Origin of the sequence: Neptuniibacter sp. QD57_21 (genome assembly GCF_047778075.1) — a bacterium.
Classification (GTDB): domain Bacteria; phylum Pseudomonadota; class Gammaproteobacteria; order Pseudomonadales; family Balneatricaceae; genus Neptuniibacter.
The window spans coordinates 1388287-1406304 of record NZ_CP180549.1 but is presented as its reverse complement, the minus strand read 5'-3'; the positions used below and the strand labels follow the sequence as shown (position 1 = coordinate 1406304).

23 protein-coding genes are annotated in these 18018 nt (G+C 43.0%); 4 read left to right on the top strand and 19 right to left on the bottom strand.

Features of this window, described 5'->3' with window-relative positions:
• Nucleotides 1-51: 51 nt before the first annotated feature.
• Both ACMXYS_RS06160 and msrB read right to left on the bottom strand, forming a co-directional pair.
• The gene (locus ACMXYS_RS06160) at nt 52-720 is read right to left on the bottom strand and encodes a DNA-3-methyladenine glycosylase I (protein WP_415897954.1); all 669 of its coding nucleotides are present in this window, start codon (nt 718-720) and stop codon (nt 52-54) included.
• Nucleotides 721-728: 8 nt separating this feature from the next.
• Nucleotides 729-1133 carry a peptide-methionine (R)-S-oxide reductase MsrB gene (msrB, locus tag ACMXYS_RS06155; protein WP_415897953.1) on the bottom strand — a complete coding sequence of 135 codons (405 nt, stop codon included), beginning with the start codon at nt 1131-1133 and terminating at the stop codon, nt 729-731.
• Nucleotides 1134-1309: 176 nt separating this feature from the next.
• Between msrB and ACMXYS_RS06150 the strand changes: the two genes are divergently transcribed.
• The 3 genes from ACMXYS_RS06150 to ACMXYS_RS06140 all read left to right on the top strand — a co-directional run bounded on the left by ACMXYS_RS06150 (nt 1310) and on the right by ACMXYS_RS06140 (nt 3999).
• Nucleotides 1310-2524: a pyridoxal phosphate-dependent aminotransferase gene (locus tag ACMXYS_RS06150; RefSeq protein WP_415897952.1), complete on the top strand. Its 1215-nt coding sequence runs from the start codon at nt 1310-1312 to the stop codon at nt 2522-2524.
• A 110-nt stretch (nt 2525-2634) separates the two neighbouring features.
• A complete protein-coding gene (locus tag ACMXYS_RS06145; RefSeq protein WP_415884147.1) occupies nt 2635-3006 on the top strand; it encodes a hypothetical protein in 372 nt (123 codons plus the stop codon).
• A 165-nt stretch (nt 3007-3171) separates the two neighbouring features.
• Nucleotides 3172-3999 (top strand): HDOD domain-containing protein, encoded by an 828-nt coding sequence (locus tag ACMXYS_RS06140; RefSeq protein ID WP_415884146.1) that lies wholly within the window; start codon nt 3172-3174, stop codon nt 3997-3999.
• 56 nt (nt 4000-4055) lie between these two features.
• Here the strand turns inward: ACMXYS_RS06140 and ACMXYS_RS06135 are convergent, their stop codons facing one another.
• Together ACMXYS_RS06135 and ACMXYS_RS06130 are read right to left on the bottom strand one after the other, a co-directional pair.
• On the bottom strand, nt 4056-4547 hold the full coding sequence (locus ACMXYS_RS06135; RefSeq protein WP_415884145.1) for an exonuclease domain-containing protein: 492 nt from the start codon (nt 4545-4547) through the stop codon (nt 4056-4058).
• Entirely contained in the window at nt 4548-5453 is a 906-nt protein-coding gene (locus ACMXYS_RS06130) for a class I SAM-dependent methyltransferase (RefSeq protein ID WP_415897951.1), read from the bottom strand.
• 153 nt (nt 5454-5606) lie between these two features.
• On the opposite strand from ACMXYS_RS06130, the gene htpX reads away from it, so the two are divergent.
• On the top strand, nt 5607-6500 hold the full coding sequence (gene htpX, locus ACMXYS_RS06125; protein ID WP_415884143.1) for a protease HtpX: 894 nt from the start codon (nt 5607-5609) through the stop codon (nt 6498-6500).
• A 35-nt stretch (nt 6501-6535) separates the two neighbouring features.
• On the opposite strand, the gene ACMXYS_RS06120 is transcribed toward htpX, so the two are convergent.
• From ACMXYS_RS06120 to ACMXYS_RS06050, 15 genes are all read right to left on the bottom strand, one after another.
• Entirely contained in the window at nt 6536-6943 is a 408-nt protein-coding gene (locus tag ACMXYS_RS06120; RefSeq protein WP_415897950.1) for a hypothetical protein, read from the bottom strand.
• 2 nt (nt 6944-6945) lie between these two features.
• The gene (locus ACMXYS_RS06115; RefSeq protein ID WP_415897949.1) at nt 6946-7758 is read right to left on the bottom strand and encodes an alpha/beta fold hydrolase; all 813 of its coding nucleotides are present in this window, start codon (nt 7756-7758) and stop codon (nt 6946-6948) included.
• Entirely contained in the window at nt 7745-9382 is a 1638-nt protein-coding gene (locus tag ACMXYS_RS06110) for an ABC transporter transmembrane domain-containing protein (protein ID WP_415897948.1), read from the bottom strand. The genes ACMXYS_RS06115 and ACMXYS_RS06110 overlap by 14 nt, the downstream gene beginning before the upstream one ends.
• Nucleotides 9360-10415, bottom strand: a complete 1056-nt coding sequence (locus tag ACMXYS_RS06105) for an AAA family ATPase (protein WP_415897947.1) — start codon at nt 10413-10415, stop codon at nt 9360-9362. Before ACMXYS_RS06105 ends, ACMXYS_RS06110 begins: the two co-directional genes overlap by 23 nt.
• Complete coding sequence (locus ACMXYS_RS06100) at nt 10412-11059, bottom strand: hypothetical protein (RefSeq protein ID WP_415897946.1); 648 nt, start codon at nt 11057-11059, stop codon at nt 10412-10414. The genes ACMXYS_RS06105 and ACMXYS_RS06100 overlap by 4 nt, the downstream gene beginning before the upstream one ends.
• 16 nt (nt 11060-11075) lie before the next feature.
• Nucleotides 11076-12401, bottom strand: coding sequence for a sensor histidine kinase (locus tag ACMXYS_RS06095; protein WP_415897945.1), 1326 nt, complete (start codon nt 12399-12401; stop codon nt 11076-11078).
• A gap of 3 nt (nt 12402-12404) precedes the next feature.
• A complete protein-coding gene (locus ACMXYS_RS06090; protein WP_415897944.1) occupies nt 12405-13064 on the bottom strand; it encodes a response regulator transcription factor in 660 nt (219 codons plus the stop codon).
• Between the two features lie 4 nt (nt 13065-13068).
• Complete coding sequence (locus ACMXYS_RS06085) at nt 13069-13368, bottom strand: PepSY domain-containing protein (RefSeq protein WP_415897943.1); 300 nt, start codon at nt 13366-13368, stop codon at nt 13069-13071.
• 239 nt (nt 13369-13607) lie between these two features.
• Entirely contained in the window at nt 13608-14324 is a 717-nt protein-coding gene (locus ACMXYS_RS06080) for an LrgB family protein (protein ID WP_415897942.1), read from the bottom strand.
• Nucleotides 14317-14667 (bottom strand): CidA/LrgA family protein, encoded by a 351-nt coding sequence (locus ACMXYS_RS06075; RefSeq protein ID WP_415897941.1) that lies wholly within the window; start codon nt 14665-14667, stop codon nt 14317-14319. Before ACMXYS_RS06075 ends, ACMXYS_RS06080 begins: the two co-directional genes overlap by 8 nt.
• A gap of 39 nt (nt 14668-14706) precedes the next feature.
• Nucleotides 14707-15357 (bottom strand): YceH family protein, encoded by a 651-nt coding sequence (locus ACMXYS_RS06070; protein ID WP_415898236.1) that lies wholly within the window; start codon nt 15355-15357, stop codon nt 14707-14709.
• 76 nt (nt 15358-15433) lie between these two features.
• Nucleotides 15434-16150 carry a hypothetical protein gene (locus ACMXYS_RS06065; protein ID WP_415897940.1) on the bottom strand — a complete coding sequence of 239 codons (717 nt, stop codon included), beginning with the start codon at nt 16148-16150 and terminating at the stop codon, nt 15434-15436.
• A gap of 9 nt (nt 16151-16159) precedes the next feature.
• The gene (locus ACMXYS_RS06060) at nt 16160-16675 is read right to left on the bottom strand and encodes a hypothetical protein (protein WP_415897939.1); all 516 of its coding nucleotides are present in this window, start codon (nt 16673-16675) and stop codon (nt 16160-16162) included.
• The gene (locus ACMXYS_RS06055; RefSeq protein WP_415887703.1) at nt 16672-17280 is read right to left on the bottom strand and encodes a hypothetical protein; all 609 of its coding nucleotides are present in this window, start codon (nt 17278-17280) and stop codon (nt 16672-16674) included. Before ACMXYS_RS06055 ends, ACMXYS_RS06060 begins: the two co-directional genes overlap by 4 nt.
• Nucleotides 17277-17987 (bottom strand): MotA/TolQ/ExbB proton channel family protein, encoded by a 711-nt coding sequence (locus ACMXYS_RS06050; RefSeq protein ID WP_415897938.1) that lies wholly within the window; start codon nt 17985-17987, stop codon nt 17277-17279. The genes ACMXYS_RS06055 and ACMXYS_RS06050 overlap by 4 nt, the downstream gene beginning before the upstream one ends.
• Nucleotides 17988-18018 lie beyond the last annotated feature (31 nt).

Genomic DNA, 18018 nt, shown 5'->3' with positions numbered 1-18018 from the left:
AATTACAATAAAAAAGCCTGCTATCTGTTAAGACGCAGGCTTTTTTATTTTCTACCAACCAACAGTATGAGAGAGCAAACGACTAATCTGACACATAGGCCTACCAGACTCTTCTCGCCATTGATTAAAACACTCTTGAACGAGCTTCAAATCCCTTTTCGCTGTTGGCTTTTTCTCAATAATTCCTTGAGCTTTCAGCCCAGCAACAACATCATCGGTCAAAATAAACGTATCTTTGCCGATCATTCTCAAAAAATAGCTTCCTGAATTTCCACCCAATTGCTGACCTTGTTTTTTGAGCAAATCCCATAAACCAATAATATCTTCGACCGCCCAATGAGCGACCAACTGCGCAAAACTACCATGCTTACTAGCAAGGTCTGTAACCATCAAAGCATTCACACGAGTTGCTTTAATCTTGCCCCAATGCCTGATCAGTTGATCATTCTGCATTAAATTTTCTAACTGTTCGTCGCTCATCAAGCTCACTTTTACTGGATCAAATCCAAAAAAAGCTTGTTCAAACGCGGGCCATTTAGAATCAACTAAAGAGTGTTTCAACCCTGCGCGAAACACCCTACGCATCATGTCGCTGAACAATCGATCATCAGTCACTTGCACTAGCTCTAACTCACTTTTAGCTACAGGCAAGAGCGCTTCTACATCTTGATCTGGGTAATGAGCCTGAACATGTTCGTAAATCCATTGGAAGGATTTCATTTACTATTTCACTTTTTTACAAAATCTAAGGATGCAGAGTTCACACAATACCGGAGGCCGGTTGGTTGCGGCCCATCCGTAAATACGTGCCCTAAATGTGAATCACACGTCGCACAAGTGATCTCTACACGCACCATGCCGTGAGTTGCATCACTGTGCTCGTCTATAGTTCCTTCCTCGACCGGCTGCCAAAAACTCGGCCAACCACTTCCTGAATCGTATTTTTGCTCTGATCCAAACAACGGGGTTCCACAACAGATACAACGATACTCCCCGCTTTGCTGGTTATTGTAATATTCACCCGTAAAAGCACGCTCTGTGCCCTTTTGGCGACAGATTCGATATTGCTCGGGGCTCAAACGATCTTGCCACTCTTGCTCAGAATGAACGACCTTTTGGTTTTTTTCAGCCATACAATCTCCCTGATAATAAAAAAGCCTGCAGTACGCCATTTCCCTAGGTTTCAACAAATAAAAGGCGTATGATTAGTCTCTTTTTTTTCTGAGGCTTATACCATACAACCTAGGTCTCTATGCATAGGACAACATCTAGCCGCAGAGATTCCCGGCTAGGTTTGCAGGACAATAAAATGCCAGTAATCCGTAAATCAAACAAGCTGATCAATGTGTGTTACGACATTCGTGGTCCAGTACTTCAGGAAGCTAAACGTCTTGAAGAAGAAGGACAACGAATCCTTAAATTAAACATTGGCAATCCCGCCCCATGGGGTTTCGACGCGCCTGAAGAGATTGTACAGGACGTTATTTTGAATCTACCCGCCTCCCAAGGTTACTGTGATTCAAAAGGCTTGTTTTCCGCCCGTAAAGCGGTGATGCAAGAGTGTCAGAAGAACGGAATTAAGAATGTAGGCATTGAAGATATCTACATTGGCAATGGCGTTTCAGAACTTATCGTCATGGCAATGCAAGGGTTGCTAAACGATACCGATGAGATGCTGATTCCTGCGCCTGACTACCCGCTTTGGACAGCTGCAGTAAGCCTGAGCGGCGGTAACCCAATCCATTACCGTTGTGATGAAGAGAAAGATTGGGCTCCGGATATTGAAGATATGCGCAGTAAAATTACTGATCGCACAAAAGGTATCGTGGTTATTAACCCAAATAATCCAACGGGCGCTGTATATCCAAAAGCCGTACTTGAACAGATCATAGAACTTGCCCGTGAGCATAATCTGATCATCTTCGCAGACGAGATTTATGACAAAATTTTATACGATGACGCGGTTCACACTCCGCTAGCATCACTAGCTGATGACGTTCTGTGCATCTCCTTCAACGGTCTATCTAAATCCTATCGAGCAGCAGGTTTCCGTTCTGGTTGGATGATTGTAAGCGGTCCGAAGCACAATGCCCGTGATTACATCGAGGGCTTGGAGATGCTCTCTAGCATGCGCCTTTGCTCCAACGTACCAACTCAGCATGCTATCCAAACAGCACTAGGTGGATACCAGAGCGTCAATGAATTGATTGTATCGGGTGGTCGACTTTACGAGCAGCGTAATCTAGCTTGGAAGATGCTTAACGAGATCCCAGGTGTAAGCTGTACGAAACCAGAAGGCGCACTGTATCTGTTCGCTAAATTAGATCCAGAGGTTTATCCGATCAAGAATGACGAGAAGATGGCTTTAGATCTGCTACTTCAACAGAAAGTCCTTATTGTGCAAGGCAGCGGCTTTAACATGCCGGATACTCAACATTTCCGGTTGGTATTCTTACCTCGTAAGGATGAGCTTCAGGACGCTATCGAAAGGATAGGCACCTTCCTCAAAACCTACGAGCAATAAACAGAACGGCCATCTTCGATGGCCGTTTTTTTTGTAATGTCATTGTAATAAGACCATCCTAGACTAAGCTCAATATTGTGTATTCGCCTTTAGAGTAAATAGGATAATCAATGTTTATAAAGGTAAGAAAAAACTGCGGTATCTATATGGAACACAACGGCCTAGAGCAGCGCCACCTTGTTCCCGTTACATCCAACTTTCTCATCAACCTAAATCATGTCGCAGAAGTCTCTTTCTATACAATTAAAGAGTCTAAGATCCGTTACGACCTCGAACATCATGAGGTAACCATACCTCCTCATACCCGTGTTATTCACGTACAAATGAACTACCTATATGGCTCCTACAAAGAAACGGTTAACGACAAAAAAGGCCGTTTAGTGGACCGTTGTTACTACAAACTTTACTTTATGCCAGAAGAGATGGGACAGTACGAAGGCATTCGATCTCAGATAGAAGGCTTAGTCCTAAATGAGGACTAATTGATTAAAAAGCGGCCACCAGCCGCTTTTTTTTTTGCCTAAAAATCAAAAACTTCTTGCAAAAAAACTCATAGATCTCTAATTATCTAATTAGAGCTTTATGTTGATACAGGTATGGGTGTTAAATAAGCTCAATCATATGAATCTTATCTCTAAGGAGTGCACATGGAGATTCGCGAACTACTTGAGCAAACAGACAAACTGCCCAACGTTCCTGAAGTCGTAAGACAGTTAATTCAGCAATTAAACAACCCTGCTGCAGATTATGGCGAAATTGCTGAAAAAGTTGCACAAGATCAGACACTGTCTCTAAAAATTCTGCGCCTCGTAAACTCTGCCCATTTCGGTCTAAGACGCAAAGTATCATCTATTGATGAAGCAGTCGTAATGCTTGGCATGGTGCGACTCAAAACGCTTGTTATCGCTTCGGGTATTGCTGGCTCTGTTAAAGAAGTGGAAGGGTTAGACCTGAAGAAATTCTGGAGCGAATCATTCCGCGTGGCAGCTCTATCAAAATGGTTTGCTGAACGAGATACAGAAGTTGATCCTGACATTGCCTTTACCGCTGGCTTAATTCATAACATTGGCCGTCTTCTGTTACACCTATCCCAACCAATACGTGCACAGGAAATTCAAGCAACAATAGATAATTCAAGTTGCAGCCGCTGTGACGCAGAAATCGAGCACTTAGGCTTCACAGCGCCTGAAGCAGGACAAGCTTTATTAGATATGTGGAGCTTTCCGAAAGAGCTAGGCATTGCTGTTCGCCAACACAAACAAGCAACCTCTTTCGAAGAGCCATCAGCACTGGCTGCAGTGGTCAATCTAGCTTGCGTTGTGAATTCGGCTATCCGCAATGAAGACAATATCGATACACTACAAAGTAATTACCCTAAAGATGTCGCCACACTTGCAGGTGTATCAGCAGATACATCAGGTGATCTAGAAGAAGCACTAAATCTTGAATCAGGTTTAGATGGTTTAGCTGATTAGCTTCACTTCAACATTTAAAAAGGCAGCTTAGGCTGCCTTTTTTGTTTCTCTTATCGTTAAACCGGTTCAGTACCGGTTGCTGTAACGGCTTTAATACAAGAGATAATATCTCTTACATCTTGCAACGCACGATGACGACGAAATTGAGCTTTGGCCAAAAAGCCAAACTGAATAAGCTGTTCTTTACTCAATATTCGATCTAACCCCGCCATACGGAAACTCGGCTGAATGCCCGTCGCTTCAAATAAACGAGTTAACCAAAATAGATCAAATTCAAATGCATCGCTAATCAGCGTTTTACCTTTAAGCTTTTGATTTAAACGTGAGCAAGCCTGCTTAATATCAAGACCTTTGCTTACCGCTTCTTCTCGCTCTATGCCGTGCATCTCTTCAGCATATTCATCCCAATATCGCCATCCGGCTGCAGAATCTGGATTAATCAGAAAGTTATCTTGTTCGCCTGTCTCATCATTGATCCAAGCGATTTCGATAGGATAAGACTCAGCGCCTAACCCACTTGCTTCCAAATCAATACAAATTAACTCCACTCAGTTCTCCCTTACGTACAACAACACTTTAAGGCTTTTTTCGGGTTCGGCTTCCGGAAAATCTTCTGGATTTTTTAAACGTTCTACAAACTTAAAATCTGGGCACTCTTCTAACATCAAGTTCTTTAAAAACTCAGTGCCATTTTTCGGGTCGTTATGGCAAGCCAAAACCTGCCCACCCTCTTTAGTTAATTCGTTCAAACGACGAATAACCTTACGATAGTCTTTTTCTGCCACAAAACTTCCCGGCTGGAAACTTGGCGGATCGATTACGATCAAATCATAAGGACCGTACTGTCTCACGCGCTTCCAAGACCTAAAGAGATCGTACGCCAAAAATTTAACCCGGTCTCCTTCTAAGCCATTTAAAAGGTGATTTTCCCGACCGGTATTGATAGCGCCCCTGGACATATCTACATTCACTACCTGATCAGCACCACCGGCAAGGGCTGCAACCGAGAAAGCGCAAGTATATGAGAATAAGTTTAGCACGTGTTTACCACCCGCATTGTGCATCACCCATTTACGCCCCTCACGCATATCCAAAAACAAACCACTATTTTGATTGCGTTGAGGTTTGACCTGATAAAACAGGCCAAGTTCCATCGTATTCATCTGCTCAGGCACTGAGCCCCAAGCAACATTTTGCTGCGCTTCTTTACCTCGAGAGCGCTGCTGAATCACCAAGCCTTCGATTTCATCTACACTCTTTAAAGTATCGCTTAATTCAGTAACCCACTCAGGTTCAACTTCTTTATACAACCGAGCTACGGCATAAGGAGGAAACCAGTCAATTACCAGATGCTCAAACCCCGGAAAACAGTGCCCACGGCCATGAAAAATCCGGCGCGATTCACCCATCGCTAATGGTATTTGCTGCTTTACGACTGTTAAGACTTGCTGCATCTGAGATCCTGTATCCAAAGGGTCATAAAAAGGGGCTAAATTATAGGCTCGGGCGCAAATGGACACCAGCAATAACAGGACAAATAGACTTGAAACTTTTATCATTCACCCCTATCTAAGCAATGAGGTTAAACAATAGGAAATCTTTCACTTATGATGCGTATCGGCTTATTTCTATTAACTAACATCGCTGTGCTAATCGTTGCCAGCATTACCCTTAATCTACTGGGTGTTGACCACTATGTTTCCGGTGCTGGCCTTAATATGACCAGTTTGCTGATCTTCTGTGCAGTCTTCGGTTTTGCAGGTTCATTCATCTCGCTATTCCTATCTAAGAAAATGGCGAAAATGACAACAGGTACAGAGATCATTACCCAAGCACGTAACTCTGATGAACAATGGCTTTTAGATACTGTTGCTGAGCTTTCAGAAAAAGCGGGTATTAAAATGCCGGAAGTCGGTATTTTCCCAGCTCAACAAGCAAATGCATTTGCAACAGGTTGGAACAAGAATGACGCATTAGTTGCAGTTAGCTTAGGTCTGTTACAGCGCTTCCAGAAAGAGGAAGTAAAGGCTGTAATGGCCCATGAGATTGGCCATGTAGCTAACGGTGATATGGTTACAATGAGTTTAGTACAAGGCGTTATAAATACTTTTGTAATGTTCTTTGCTCGCATTGCAGGCTACGCAGTAGATAGCTTCCTAAAAAGTAACGATGAAGAAAGCCAGCCAGGTACTGGTATTGGTTACTTCATTACTGTAATTGTCTTCGAAATCATTTTTGGAATTTTGGCTTCGTTTGTTGTTTCTTGGTTCTCTCGTTACCGCGAGTTCAGAGCAGATGAAGCAGGAGCAGACCTATCTAGCAACCATGCGATGATCGGTGCACTGCAACGTTTGAAAGCTGAATATGAAATGCCAGATCAGATGCCTGGCCAGCTAACTGCCTTTGGTATTAGCAGCCATATGAAGTCTGGCCTGATGGAATTAATGTCTAGCCACCCTCCGCTTGATAAGCGAATCGAAGCGCTTCAGAAGCGAGGTTAAGCATAAAAAGATCCCCGGCAAGCCGGGGATTTTTTTTATTCCAGCGTATTTCCATCGATAAACTGTCTATACCGAATAACCTTCTCTAACTGTCCAGCGTCACTCAGCCTATACTTATAGATTTTATCGCCTTGTCGATAGATGCCTCGACAGCGGAATTCTTTGCCTTCCATACTTAAACAGATTTCGTCTTTGTTATTTACTTTCCAGACACCCTTTCTCTCTTCCCAGTATCGCTCCTGCTGAATCTGCCCATTTTTAGCGTAGTACGTGAAACTGCTGCTACCGGATATGACGTTGAATGATTCAACGGTTTTGCCTACAAATAAAGCCTTGATTTCAGAACCATTCAGCTGCGTCAAAGGTTCATCACTTGGCTTGACCTGACAACCCACCAGCATAACTACTGTACTCAACCCAAGTATTGTTTTCAAAGTTGTCATCTTTATCTCCGATTACATTCCGACCAAAACTGGTCAATACAAGTCTTTAATCCACTAGCAAAAAAACTACCCGCAAAGTCATGTCCCTGTTCGGGTAAAACACAAATACGTGGGGTAGTTACATCTAATAATTGGCCTTTCAATTCAGCTAATTGTTTAAACCAAGTATGAGCACGTTCAAGCCGATTCATTCCTTGTACTTTATCTACACGTGCCCCAGTCCTTAAACTTTTATCACGTACCGTGTCCTGTTCCCCAACGGCCACCATTAAAGGTAGTGATAGCATCCGGTCTAAATGCGCTTTCCCCATCCATTTAGGTATATCTCTTAACCCGTAGGGGTAGGTATCTTCATGATTAGGAAGCGTGTACCAACCCGCACTACATATAACCAGAGAGGCTATTTTGTTTGGGTGGAAAAGTGCATATCGGTGCACAAACTGTGCGCCACCCGAATAACCACACAATTTAATTTTAAATTCCGGCAACCCCACATGTTTTCTAAATGCGATCAGAAGTGTATTCAACGCAATATCAGCACGTGGCATATAAGGGCCTTTAGATAATTTCTGATATTGTGGAAAGATTGTTTTTTCAAACTCAGGCACGACCAACCAACAGCCAAATTTATCAGCAAGGGTTCTATAAGCATCCAACTGATCATCGTATTGCCGAGAAATTCCATGCACCGCAACAATAACTTGAGCATCATTCTTCAGCTGTTTTGGGCGGTATAATCTCGCAGGCAATGATTTTACTGACGGGTAAATACAACGGACAGCAGCGCCTGGAGCAGGTATTTCAAGCAAGCTCATGATTTATCCCTCTTGGAAATTCAACAACATTGCTATGTTTAGCATCTTCACTTGCTGAAACTTTAATCTCACCATTAGTCAGAAACATTAACTCTTCCAACTCCTCGGCAATAACAATAGCTCCATCAAAGCGATTGAACACATCCACTAAAATGCTTCTAATATCAGAACTTTTTAACGCAACATCAGAATCGATAAGCAATAGTTTTGGGCGCCTTAGCAAAGCTCTTGCAAGCTGAACCCTAAACCTTAAATTACTGGGCAGATTTGCCCCCCTTTCTGCAATTTTTAATTCGCCTTCTTCATCAGCGCAATATGCCTGCAAACCGGTTGTTTCAAGAACCTGCTCTGTAAACTCTTCTGACCTTTTCCTTGCACCATAGAAAAGATTACTACTTACCGTTCCTTTCAGTAGAGGAAGCTCTGGACTTACAAGTGAGACCGTTTGAGCCCAAATTGATGGATGAATCGATGAACTCCTTCGGCCGCAAAATCTGAGTTTCCCATTCGTAATAGGAGCAAGTCCTGCTAAAGCCTCCATGAATGAGCTCTTGCCTACTCCTTGATCGCCTCTTAGCAACAAGCGATCTTGTTCATTGATTACGAAAGAGATTGGGCTGAAACGCCGCTTAACAGCCATACCTTTTGACTCAACTCTAAAGGCCTTTTTAGGCAATCGACGTTTGCTCTGCTGACCTACGATATCCCGCTGCAAAAACGCACCTAACTTATCTTCGGATACCTTTTTTAAGGTCCACAGCTCATACAAGCGGCTAAGCCTTCTAAGCTGATTAACCAAATACAAAGACGCTACGAGCAACACAGGAATATAAGTTTCTGCAATAAGCCCTGCATGACTAAGGTTTAACCCCTGCATCACTATAACGAGCACAGATATAAGTAGAACTGCTTCGTTAAAGCCTCTGATTAGAGAAGACGCATGAGCTTTACGCATCTGACGTGTTTTTAATCGATCAGCACTACGAGAAAACTTTCGCTGCTCTTTTCCAGATTGATTGAATAACCTGATTAACTTAAAGAGGGCTAATCGCTCATTAGTCGCATTTATTAAACGCCCTCTTTCACGCCTCACACTCACCGTCGAATAATATAAGCCCTTACCTAAATAAAAATTCCCTAAGACAGCAAAAGCCAGCGGTATAAAAGCCGTTACTAACAAAGTCCAATGGATCTGACTGAGTGCAACAAATCCAGCTAATAGCCAAACTCCCAATACAAGCAGTGGAGCAATACCTTGCACCATCCAATTGCGAATGGGCGTCATATCCCCAGTCAACCGCAATAAAGTACCACCTCGGTTAAGAGTCTCATCACTCACGGGGAGCGCCAAAGTGTGTTTATAAACTGTATTTCGTAACTCACAGATATAAGCTTGAGCCATACGTTCAGCGAAATAACGTTCACAATATCTGGCCGCCGCTAATCCAAAAATTGCAGTTAACACAATTGATGTTATACCCAGATCAAATGAAAACTGCTCGTGGCCCAACTGATCCTTGGCTAAGGTCATTAAGCCTAGGAAACAGGCAGTCTGTATCAATCCAATTAGGATCAAACCACCGATTCCCTTCCAACGTTGTTTAGATAGCATAGGAGGTAACATAACTATGATCCCTCTCCAAACTAGCCATCAATGCCTTCGCTGTGCTCACTTTGCGCAAAGCATCCAAGCTATAAATAGGTAAACCAAGGCTATCTTGTACTTCATCCGCACATAATTCTGCACGTGTGAATAAACCACCTAAGCCATAAATAGGGAATCCAGCTTCAATCATTTTTTCAGCGCAAAATGCTGCGGCGGTTGAGCTATCTGCAGCGATCATCGATGCACTTACTTCCTTAAGCAAACGGCCATTCGCTATGAGTGCTTTGTTTTGTGGCTGTAAAACCCCATCTGCTAATTCAACAACCAATAGATCCGCATCAGCTTGAACCGCATCCATTTTTAATCTTTGAAGCAACTGAACTAACTTTGTTTCACTTAGATTAACTGTGGTTGGGTAACCCGCATCAAGGAAATCTTTCACTTGAAAAGCCCCAGCATCAACCATCTTCCAATAGTCAGGCCCTGACCCTGTACCTGTTAACTTGGCAGCTGCGGCTTTATAACCGGCTTTGGTAAAGCCGTTAATTAACGAAGATGCCATTGAGGTCTTACCACTGTTCATATCACTGCCGACCACCAACAAAACAGGCATTTCATTAGCCGATGGATGCAGATAAGCATCTTTAAGCGTACTATAGTTCTCTAAGTTAATTTTCTGCCCTTGGCTATTAACTAACACCCCTAAAACTGTAATTTCAGTCGCGGCTTTTACTTGAGCGCTTTTACTAATCACATCTCCTGCAATACCACCGGCAGCAACGAGTTGAGTTTTACCTAACTGCGCCGGAGACTTAGCGTAGAACTGATCCGTGGCATAACGATCACCCGCAACGACAATAATCAGATCATCCACAAAAAGGTGCTCACGGCGTCCATAAGGGTTTTCAATCCGGGTGTGCTGCCGAATCCGATCCACTCTCGCTAATAAAAGATCTCCTGTCTCAGGCAACAGTTCCGCAACGTCAGCAACATCATCAAAGTTAACGTTACGCGTGATATAGCTTCTTTTGACACGATTCAGATCAATCATTTTCTACCTCTCTTTTGTTTACGTAGTTTGTAAACAATTCGGGATATTCTCTTTGCTGTCGCTCTTTCTGGTGTTAATAGGGCTTCCAATTCCACTTTTTTTACATCCCAATTCCGATCTTTAGTTCTTCGTGAAACTATCAAACCTAGTTCAGGGGAATATTCAATGTCATGAACTTCCCTAACCTTAGCCACAACCTCTTTCCAAAATGCCGAGCGGGCACAGGTGTATTTATTAGTTTTGTACTTTTTCTTTTTCAGTTTGAAGTTGCCTTCACCATGATAAGTACAACGCCAATAACGTATTGAGTTCCCAGATTTAGGGCTTTGACGGTTTAGTTCGAATTCAACAACATCATCTTTTCCAAATGGGATTAGTTCTTCAGGTGATCCAAACTTCACTGCCTGTGTGAAACCCTGAGTACGATCCGGATATTTCTGATAACTCAAGACAGGTACAACCGGATGAATAGATCGTTTATATAAGCGCTTTCGCTGATCTTCCCAAACCTCCCAACCAGTACCTTTTTCGACAAGTTTCTCTACTTTTCCATCACTGTAGATAGCAACAGTACCAATATCATTACTGGCAGCGATGGCTCCGGCGTACCCTACAAAAAACATTGCAATTAATGCTCGTTTCATCACCTTTAACCCCTAATCAAAGCTTCTTAACTAGCTCAACTTTTACTCTTAAACCGCCTAACTCGCTGGCTGATAGAGTTAGACTTCCACCGTAAACTCGTGCGATCGATTCACAGATTGACAACCCTAGACCGTGACCAGGCAAATGTTCGTTTTCATCAACCCTAACTCCACGTTTATTTGCCTGTTCGATCTTACTTTCGCTAATACCTACACCATCATCGTCTATACAAAAGAACCAATGATTACCATGCGTCTCTACTGTAATTCGTACTTCTGACTGCGAATACTTCCATGCGTTATCTAGTAGATTCCCTAACAGTTCCAACATGTCATCTCTGTCAAAAGGCAGCTTGTCATGTTCACTATTTACATCTAGCGAAAGGGTTCTGTCATGGATCTGGTTCAATAGGACCTCTAAATGCGGCAACTCTTCAGCAAACGAAAACAGATAGCCTGGCATCGGTGCACCAGAGATCCGTGCACGTCTCAATTCACAATCAATTCGGTGATGTAATTGCTCAATGCTCTTATCTATGGCTTGTCGCTGCGCTGTATCCGTCAGCATCGACGCATGTATCTTTAATTCTTGTAGTGGCTTCTTAAGTTCGTGCGCTAAGTTACCCAACGCCATGCGCGAACGAGACAACTGCTCCTCTGAGCCTGACACCAATTTTCTAATAGACTCAACCAGTCCTGATATCTCTTGCGGTACATCCTCAGGGAAACTCAATTCACCCGTATTTTTATTGTTTTCAATCGCCTCTTGAACGGGAGCTAAGCGATTAAAACCCGCTCGAATGACATAGCGTTGCCATAGAACAAAGCCAAAGATAGATATCCCGGCGACCGCAACTAAAATCCACTCATAGAATCGCTGCTTCTGTTCAATCGCAGTGATATCCTCAGCAATCCACAAACTGAAAGTTTGGCCTTTTTTCGTGAACGCTTCTTGATAAACCAACCACCTTTCACCCGCATTATCGAAATATTGATATTCTTCTGTATCACCGGAAGAAGAACCCGAAACATCAATTACGGTATCCCACAAAGATCGAGAACGGATTTGTTCTTTGCCCCAGCTTAAAATGAAGTAATGGCCAGAGCGCACACGCTGATAAACCGTCGGTAAATATTTCTCATCGACCTGCCAAGCAGCGTTTTTTTTATCTATTGAGGTAATCAAGCTTTCCGCATCCTGCTTAAGACGACTAACTACCAAATCATCTACAAGAATGTGAACACTACGATCGATGATAAATACCAAGACCATTAATAGGGGCAAGACCACCAGTAATAATCGGTTTCGGATACGCTGCTCTAATGAGATCACTCGAGTCATGGCTTAGCCCTTTAACCTGTAACCTTGACCACGAAGGGTCTCGATAATCCCTTTGCCAAAACGCTGTCTGAGTCTATTTACATAAACCTCGATAACGTTACTGTCTCGCATCTGCTCTTCTTCATAGACATGCTCGCTAAGGTGGGCTTTTGAAAATACCTTTCCAGGATTCAACATCAGATATCTAAGTAACCGAAACTCTATCCCCGTTAGCTGAATGGAATTCCCATCCTTATCCTGCACTTGCTGCGTATCTGGGTCCAAAGACAAACCGCACACCGAAATAACTTGAGATGCTCTGCCGAAATAGCGTCGAATCAACGCCTCTAAACGCGCTAACAATTCTTCAGCGTGATACGGCTTACCTAAATAATCATCAGCGCCTGCTTTAAGACCATCAACACGCTCCTGCCAGCTATCACGAGCGGTTAATACTAAAACTGGTGTCATATCACCTATAGCACGCATCTGTTGAAGTACCTCTAAGCCCGAACACTTGGGCAAACCAAGATCCAAAACAATCGCATCGAATGATTCCTCTTTAATTCGAAACAACGCATCTTCACCGTCATAAGATTCTTCAACCGCATAACCACTTCGTTTTAAAACCGGCTTTAAGGCTTCAACTTGTGCGATTTCATCTTCAACTAATAAAATCTTCATAGCCCTACTCTTCAAACTGCTCTTGGAGGAACAAACCGGTTACTGCATCAATCTCAAACTCCACTACAGAGTTACTTTTATTGATCACTTCCACCGAATACACATAACTGTCCTCACCTTCGCGGCTGAGGGATAGATCCAATAATCTTGCGTCACTAATCTCTGGATGGAGCGATAAGATCTCTTCAAGAGGCATTACTTTGCCATCTTTCACTAGCTTTAATACTTCATCCGCACTTAGCTCTTGAGCTTGTGCTAAAGGTGCTAAAAGCACGTACAGTAATAAAATAATTCGTATCAACATTGAGTCGGTCCGATCAAAATCTACGCTAGTTTTATTGGCAGTATAAACAAGCTTTCTTAAATCAAACTTAAAAAACCGGCAGATTTGTTAAGGAAATAGAGCCTTTTGATTATAGTCACAATTTTTACAATAAAATCATAAAGTTATACCTTTAAAAATCTTTATAAAATCGTCTAAAACTACCTAAAACATAAAAAAACCGGCAAGTGCCGGTTTAAGAAAGGTTCGTTATCTTAAAATTAGTAGGGCCAGACAAAAGGCAAAAATATTGCGGTAAAAATACCGGTTAATCCCATACCCAGAGATGAGAATGCTCCGGCAACAGGGCTGATTTCAAAAGCCCTGATAGTGCCAACGGCATGACCGTTGATGCCTAACACTAAGCCAACTAAACGCTCATCAGTGACGTTTAATCTTGAAGCTAACAAATCAACGAAAAAAACGGCAAACACGCCTGTCGCTAACAACCCACCCATCATTAATGACACTGAACCACCCAGCTGTTCCGTCAAGCCTATGGCTATTGGCGCCGTAACTGATTTTGGTGCAATTGAAGCCAGCACCTGATCACTAGAACCTAAGCTGAAAGCAATTAAGGCAGCGTAAACCACAGCTAAACTCGCAGAAATTGGCACCGTTAACAGAATTTGTCGCCATGCAGCTCGAATATGATGGCTCTGCTGATACAAAGGAACACCTAAAGCAACCGTGGTTGGTGCAATAAGTACAGATAACCACTTTGCCCCTGAGTAGTACTCTTCGTAACTGATCGACAACCCAAATAAGAACAGCGCCAAGAATGAGGCTGCCAGTAACATTGCCGGACACCAAACGGGCTTGCCCATTTTCTTGAAGAAGTAGCCACCCAAGACAAAGGAAAACAATGTTAGTCCGATTGTAAATAAAGGCATTTCAAGGAAGTGAGGAATCAGGCTTGATAGTGAATGTTCAGTCATCTGGGCTTTGCTCCAATCGACCAAATTTCACTAATAGCAAAGACGTCAAAACACTCAGTAATGTCCCCACGCCTAGTGCTAACCCTAGATTCATCCATTCGCCTTTAAATTGCTCTCCTAAAAAGAACACTCCAACAACACCAGGCACGACAAAAAGAACCAGAGCGGAGATCAGTTGCTGACTGGCTGTTGCGAGTTCATCACTTACGGAGCCTCTGATCATCAACCATAGGGTGATGAGTAACATACCGATTGCAGCACCATGAACAGGTAACTGCAGCAGATAGCTGATTGCTTCCCCAAAAATTAGGAAAGCAAACAAAATGAACATACCTAAAATCATAAAGGTAGCCTGAAGGGAATTAGCGGTGGTCGCTTAGACTTAATCAATATCTGATGAATTTTTTAACGTCATAATCTCTTGTTTGAGATCAGCGACCTCTTGCTCTAGCCTTGCAATTCTTTGCTGCAAAGTAAGATTGTGATCGTCAGTATCCGTTCCGGCCATTTCAACATCAGCATCTTCAACCGCACCACTGAAAAGATGGACGTAACGTGATTCTCGCTTACCCGGTTCACGCGCTAAGCGCTGAACCAAAGAACCCATAGGGTGATCCGCTAAACTAGTTAACGTAGTTTCTACTTCAGATACGTCTTTAAATTCGCATAAGCGATTTGTTCTAGTTCTTAATTCACCTGGTGTTTGCGGCCCACGAAGGAAAAGTACACAAATAACAGCAAGTTGCTGTGCGGTAAATTGAAGGTCGCTGAACTCGGTGTTGCAAAAGCGGTGCTTAAACTTAGATACACGGCTGCCAAAGCCGCTCTCATCACGCACTAAGCGTTTCTCTTTAAGCTCATCCAGTATGTTCTGAACCTCGCTCTCATCAAGTGACAGAACAGATTCTCGATTACTTTTCTGATTACAAGCGGTTGTTAGGCCATTTAGTGACAGAGGATATTGATCGGGTGTCGTTATCTCTTTTTCCAACAAACAACCAATAACTCGAGTCTGTAGTGAAGTTAGATCCATATCCACGGTTTACTTCCTTCTGTTTCAATATGTTATCCACCATAACATATTAGTCATGTTTCGGTAGAAAACTGTTTTATGGATCAAAACGAGATAATTCGTAACTGATCACCCCACCCTTAAATAACTCCATACTTAATGGCTCTTCACGGACAAGTTTTACTAGACCAACGCCCGGAGCATACCATTCAGTCTGGGTAATCGGGATATCTTGATATCCAAGTTTAGGATCAACATAGAGTGTTAACATTGTAGTCCCTTCAACCCTGATACAACGCTCAAAGGTTCCTGCAGGAACTTCAACAGTATCCGTAACCGACTTAATCTCAAACTGTAAGTTAATATCCCGCTTTCGCGGATCGGGTACTGCGAAGGAAGCAGTCGCATGCAAAGCATAAGGCTTGGTAGGTACGGTCCAACTGCGACCTACTTCAAGATCTTTATTATTGGGTAAGATCCTAACGAGAGACTTTTCAAACCTTGGTTGGTATTCAATCAATGTACGACGTGCAGCTCGATAAACCCCTGTATCATCTTTGAGAATATAGTAATCGGTGCCGTCACTGGTATGACGCACACTGATTGTATCTTCAGTAAAAACCTCTCCCTCTTGAAATTGGGTTTCTCCGAGATTTTCGATTGAAAACTCACGCTGGCTCTCTCGAGAGCCAAATAGCTCATTAACCTGATATTCCCACACAACACCTTTCTGCAAAGGGAAATAATCTGTGTCAGGAATATCAGCGCTACAGCCCGCTAATAACAAGCTCGCCAGAAAAAAAGTAATTCGCATAATCACAGTTTATTTCTCCGGTAGAGCGGGATCAGGGACTTGAGTAAAATTGATCAGCGGAGATTTTTGCCCCAAAGCATCCTTGCGTTTCGCATCTGAAGGTTTAGTAAAACGCTTTGAAGGCTGCCCTAACTGAGGCTGTCCACTTTTAGTTTTCTTTAAAGCTTCTTCAACAGCCCCATGGGTCGCTTGGTCATAATCGATCCGGAATGCTCTGGGCTTTTCGTCCAGCTCATCATTTTTCAGATCGGTAAGCCAAATGTAGATATCACCCTCTTTATTTGCTTGCTTATCCGGCTCTTCAATTACCGCGTAGTGAAACAGGAACTTATCAGGCAAAGCTGTAGGACTCGGCCAGCCCTGACTTTGCTTCCACCCCAAGTAGCTACAACCGTAGAAAAACAATGCAATGACAACTAAACCGGCTTTAACTGGCCACTTCAATCGCCCACTGATGACCGCCAACAATAACAGTGCCGTTAAAAGCACATAAGCCAATGTCAGCACTAGGAGTTCTTCATTCATTTCTGATTCGCCTTAATAATGCTTTTCTGCAGTTTGTTAATATTGGTTACTTTGCCTTGCGTATTCAGGGTAAAACGCAAGGCTGTCAGCTCATCATTTTCAGCTGCCAAGGTTTCAGTGGTGTAACTTATAACCTTAAGTACTGGATTCACCTCTGCCAGATAGACGGTCACTGGAACAGGTTCGTCATTCTCACTTTTAAAGTAATGAAGGTTGATCACGTACTCACCTGGAGGCCGACCTCGAATCGTCAGTACCTCCTGATTAATTGGATTCGTAATCGTTTTCCCATCAATCACCTGAGTATCATTGGCGTTGCCACGATCATCTCGATCCAAATGCATCAGACCTTGTTGTGTCCGCTTGTAGTAAACCTTTTCGCCTTTGGGACCTAAGGCCCAAACGTCAATATCGTTAGGGCTTCCATCCGGCCAACTCACCGTAATAATAAACTCAGCTTTGGGATCAATAATCCCCGACTTTGCCGGCGGATTGAGCAGTAACAGTGCAACCAAAAACAAAAAGGTAAAAGTCAGCAATGCGTTAAAAAGCAGATCAGTAAACGGATCTATTTCAAAGTTAGACCGCTGCCCAAAGAGTTTCATGACGCAGGCTCGCTTTCAGCAACACCATTTTTCTGCTGACCTAAGGTGATACTTAAAGCCACAAAACGATCAGCCATACGATCAAGCAGTAAATATTGAACACTTAATAGCATGCTGCAGGTTAAACCAATCAAGGTAGTACTCATGGCGATGCCCATACCATGAGTCATCTGTTGCATTAAGGTTTTAACATCATCAATCGTCAGATTTTCCAACCCAGAAACAGAGCTCAGCATGATGATAAAGCCAATCACCGTACCTAAGAGCCCCAACTTGACCATGACACCCACAACAAACCAGCCTACTTGATGAGAGCCTCGAGCCCCTTCAACAAGTAGCTCTGCTAAAAGTCCTTTATCAGCATTTTGATCATGTAACTCTTCGTCAGACACATTGAACAGGTAATCCTGTGAAAGGGAGAGGCCGTCAGGAAAAGCTTTTTCCTCGGGGGTTAACCCCGTCTCTTGGCGGCGGATATAGTAATGATCCAACATCGAGAACTGTTGGGAGAGATAAAAGCTGCGATAAGCACAATGGCAGCTCATACCTATCAATAACACTAAGATGAATATGCAAACGCGGGTTTGATCTTGCTGAATGATCTCCAACAACACTCCTTGATCCCAACCGACATAGAAGCCAAAAAGAATCACACCAAATAATAAAGCCCAGTAGAGCAGAACTTTATATTGCACAGGATTGTACATACTAAGCATCCTTACACATTCAATTATGAGC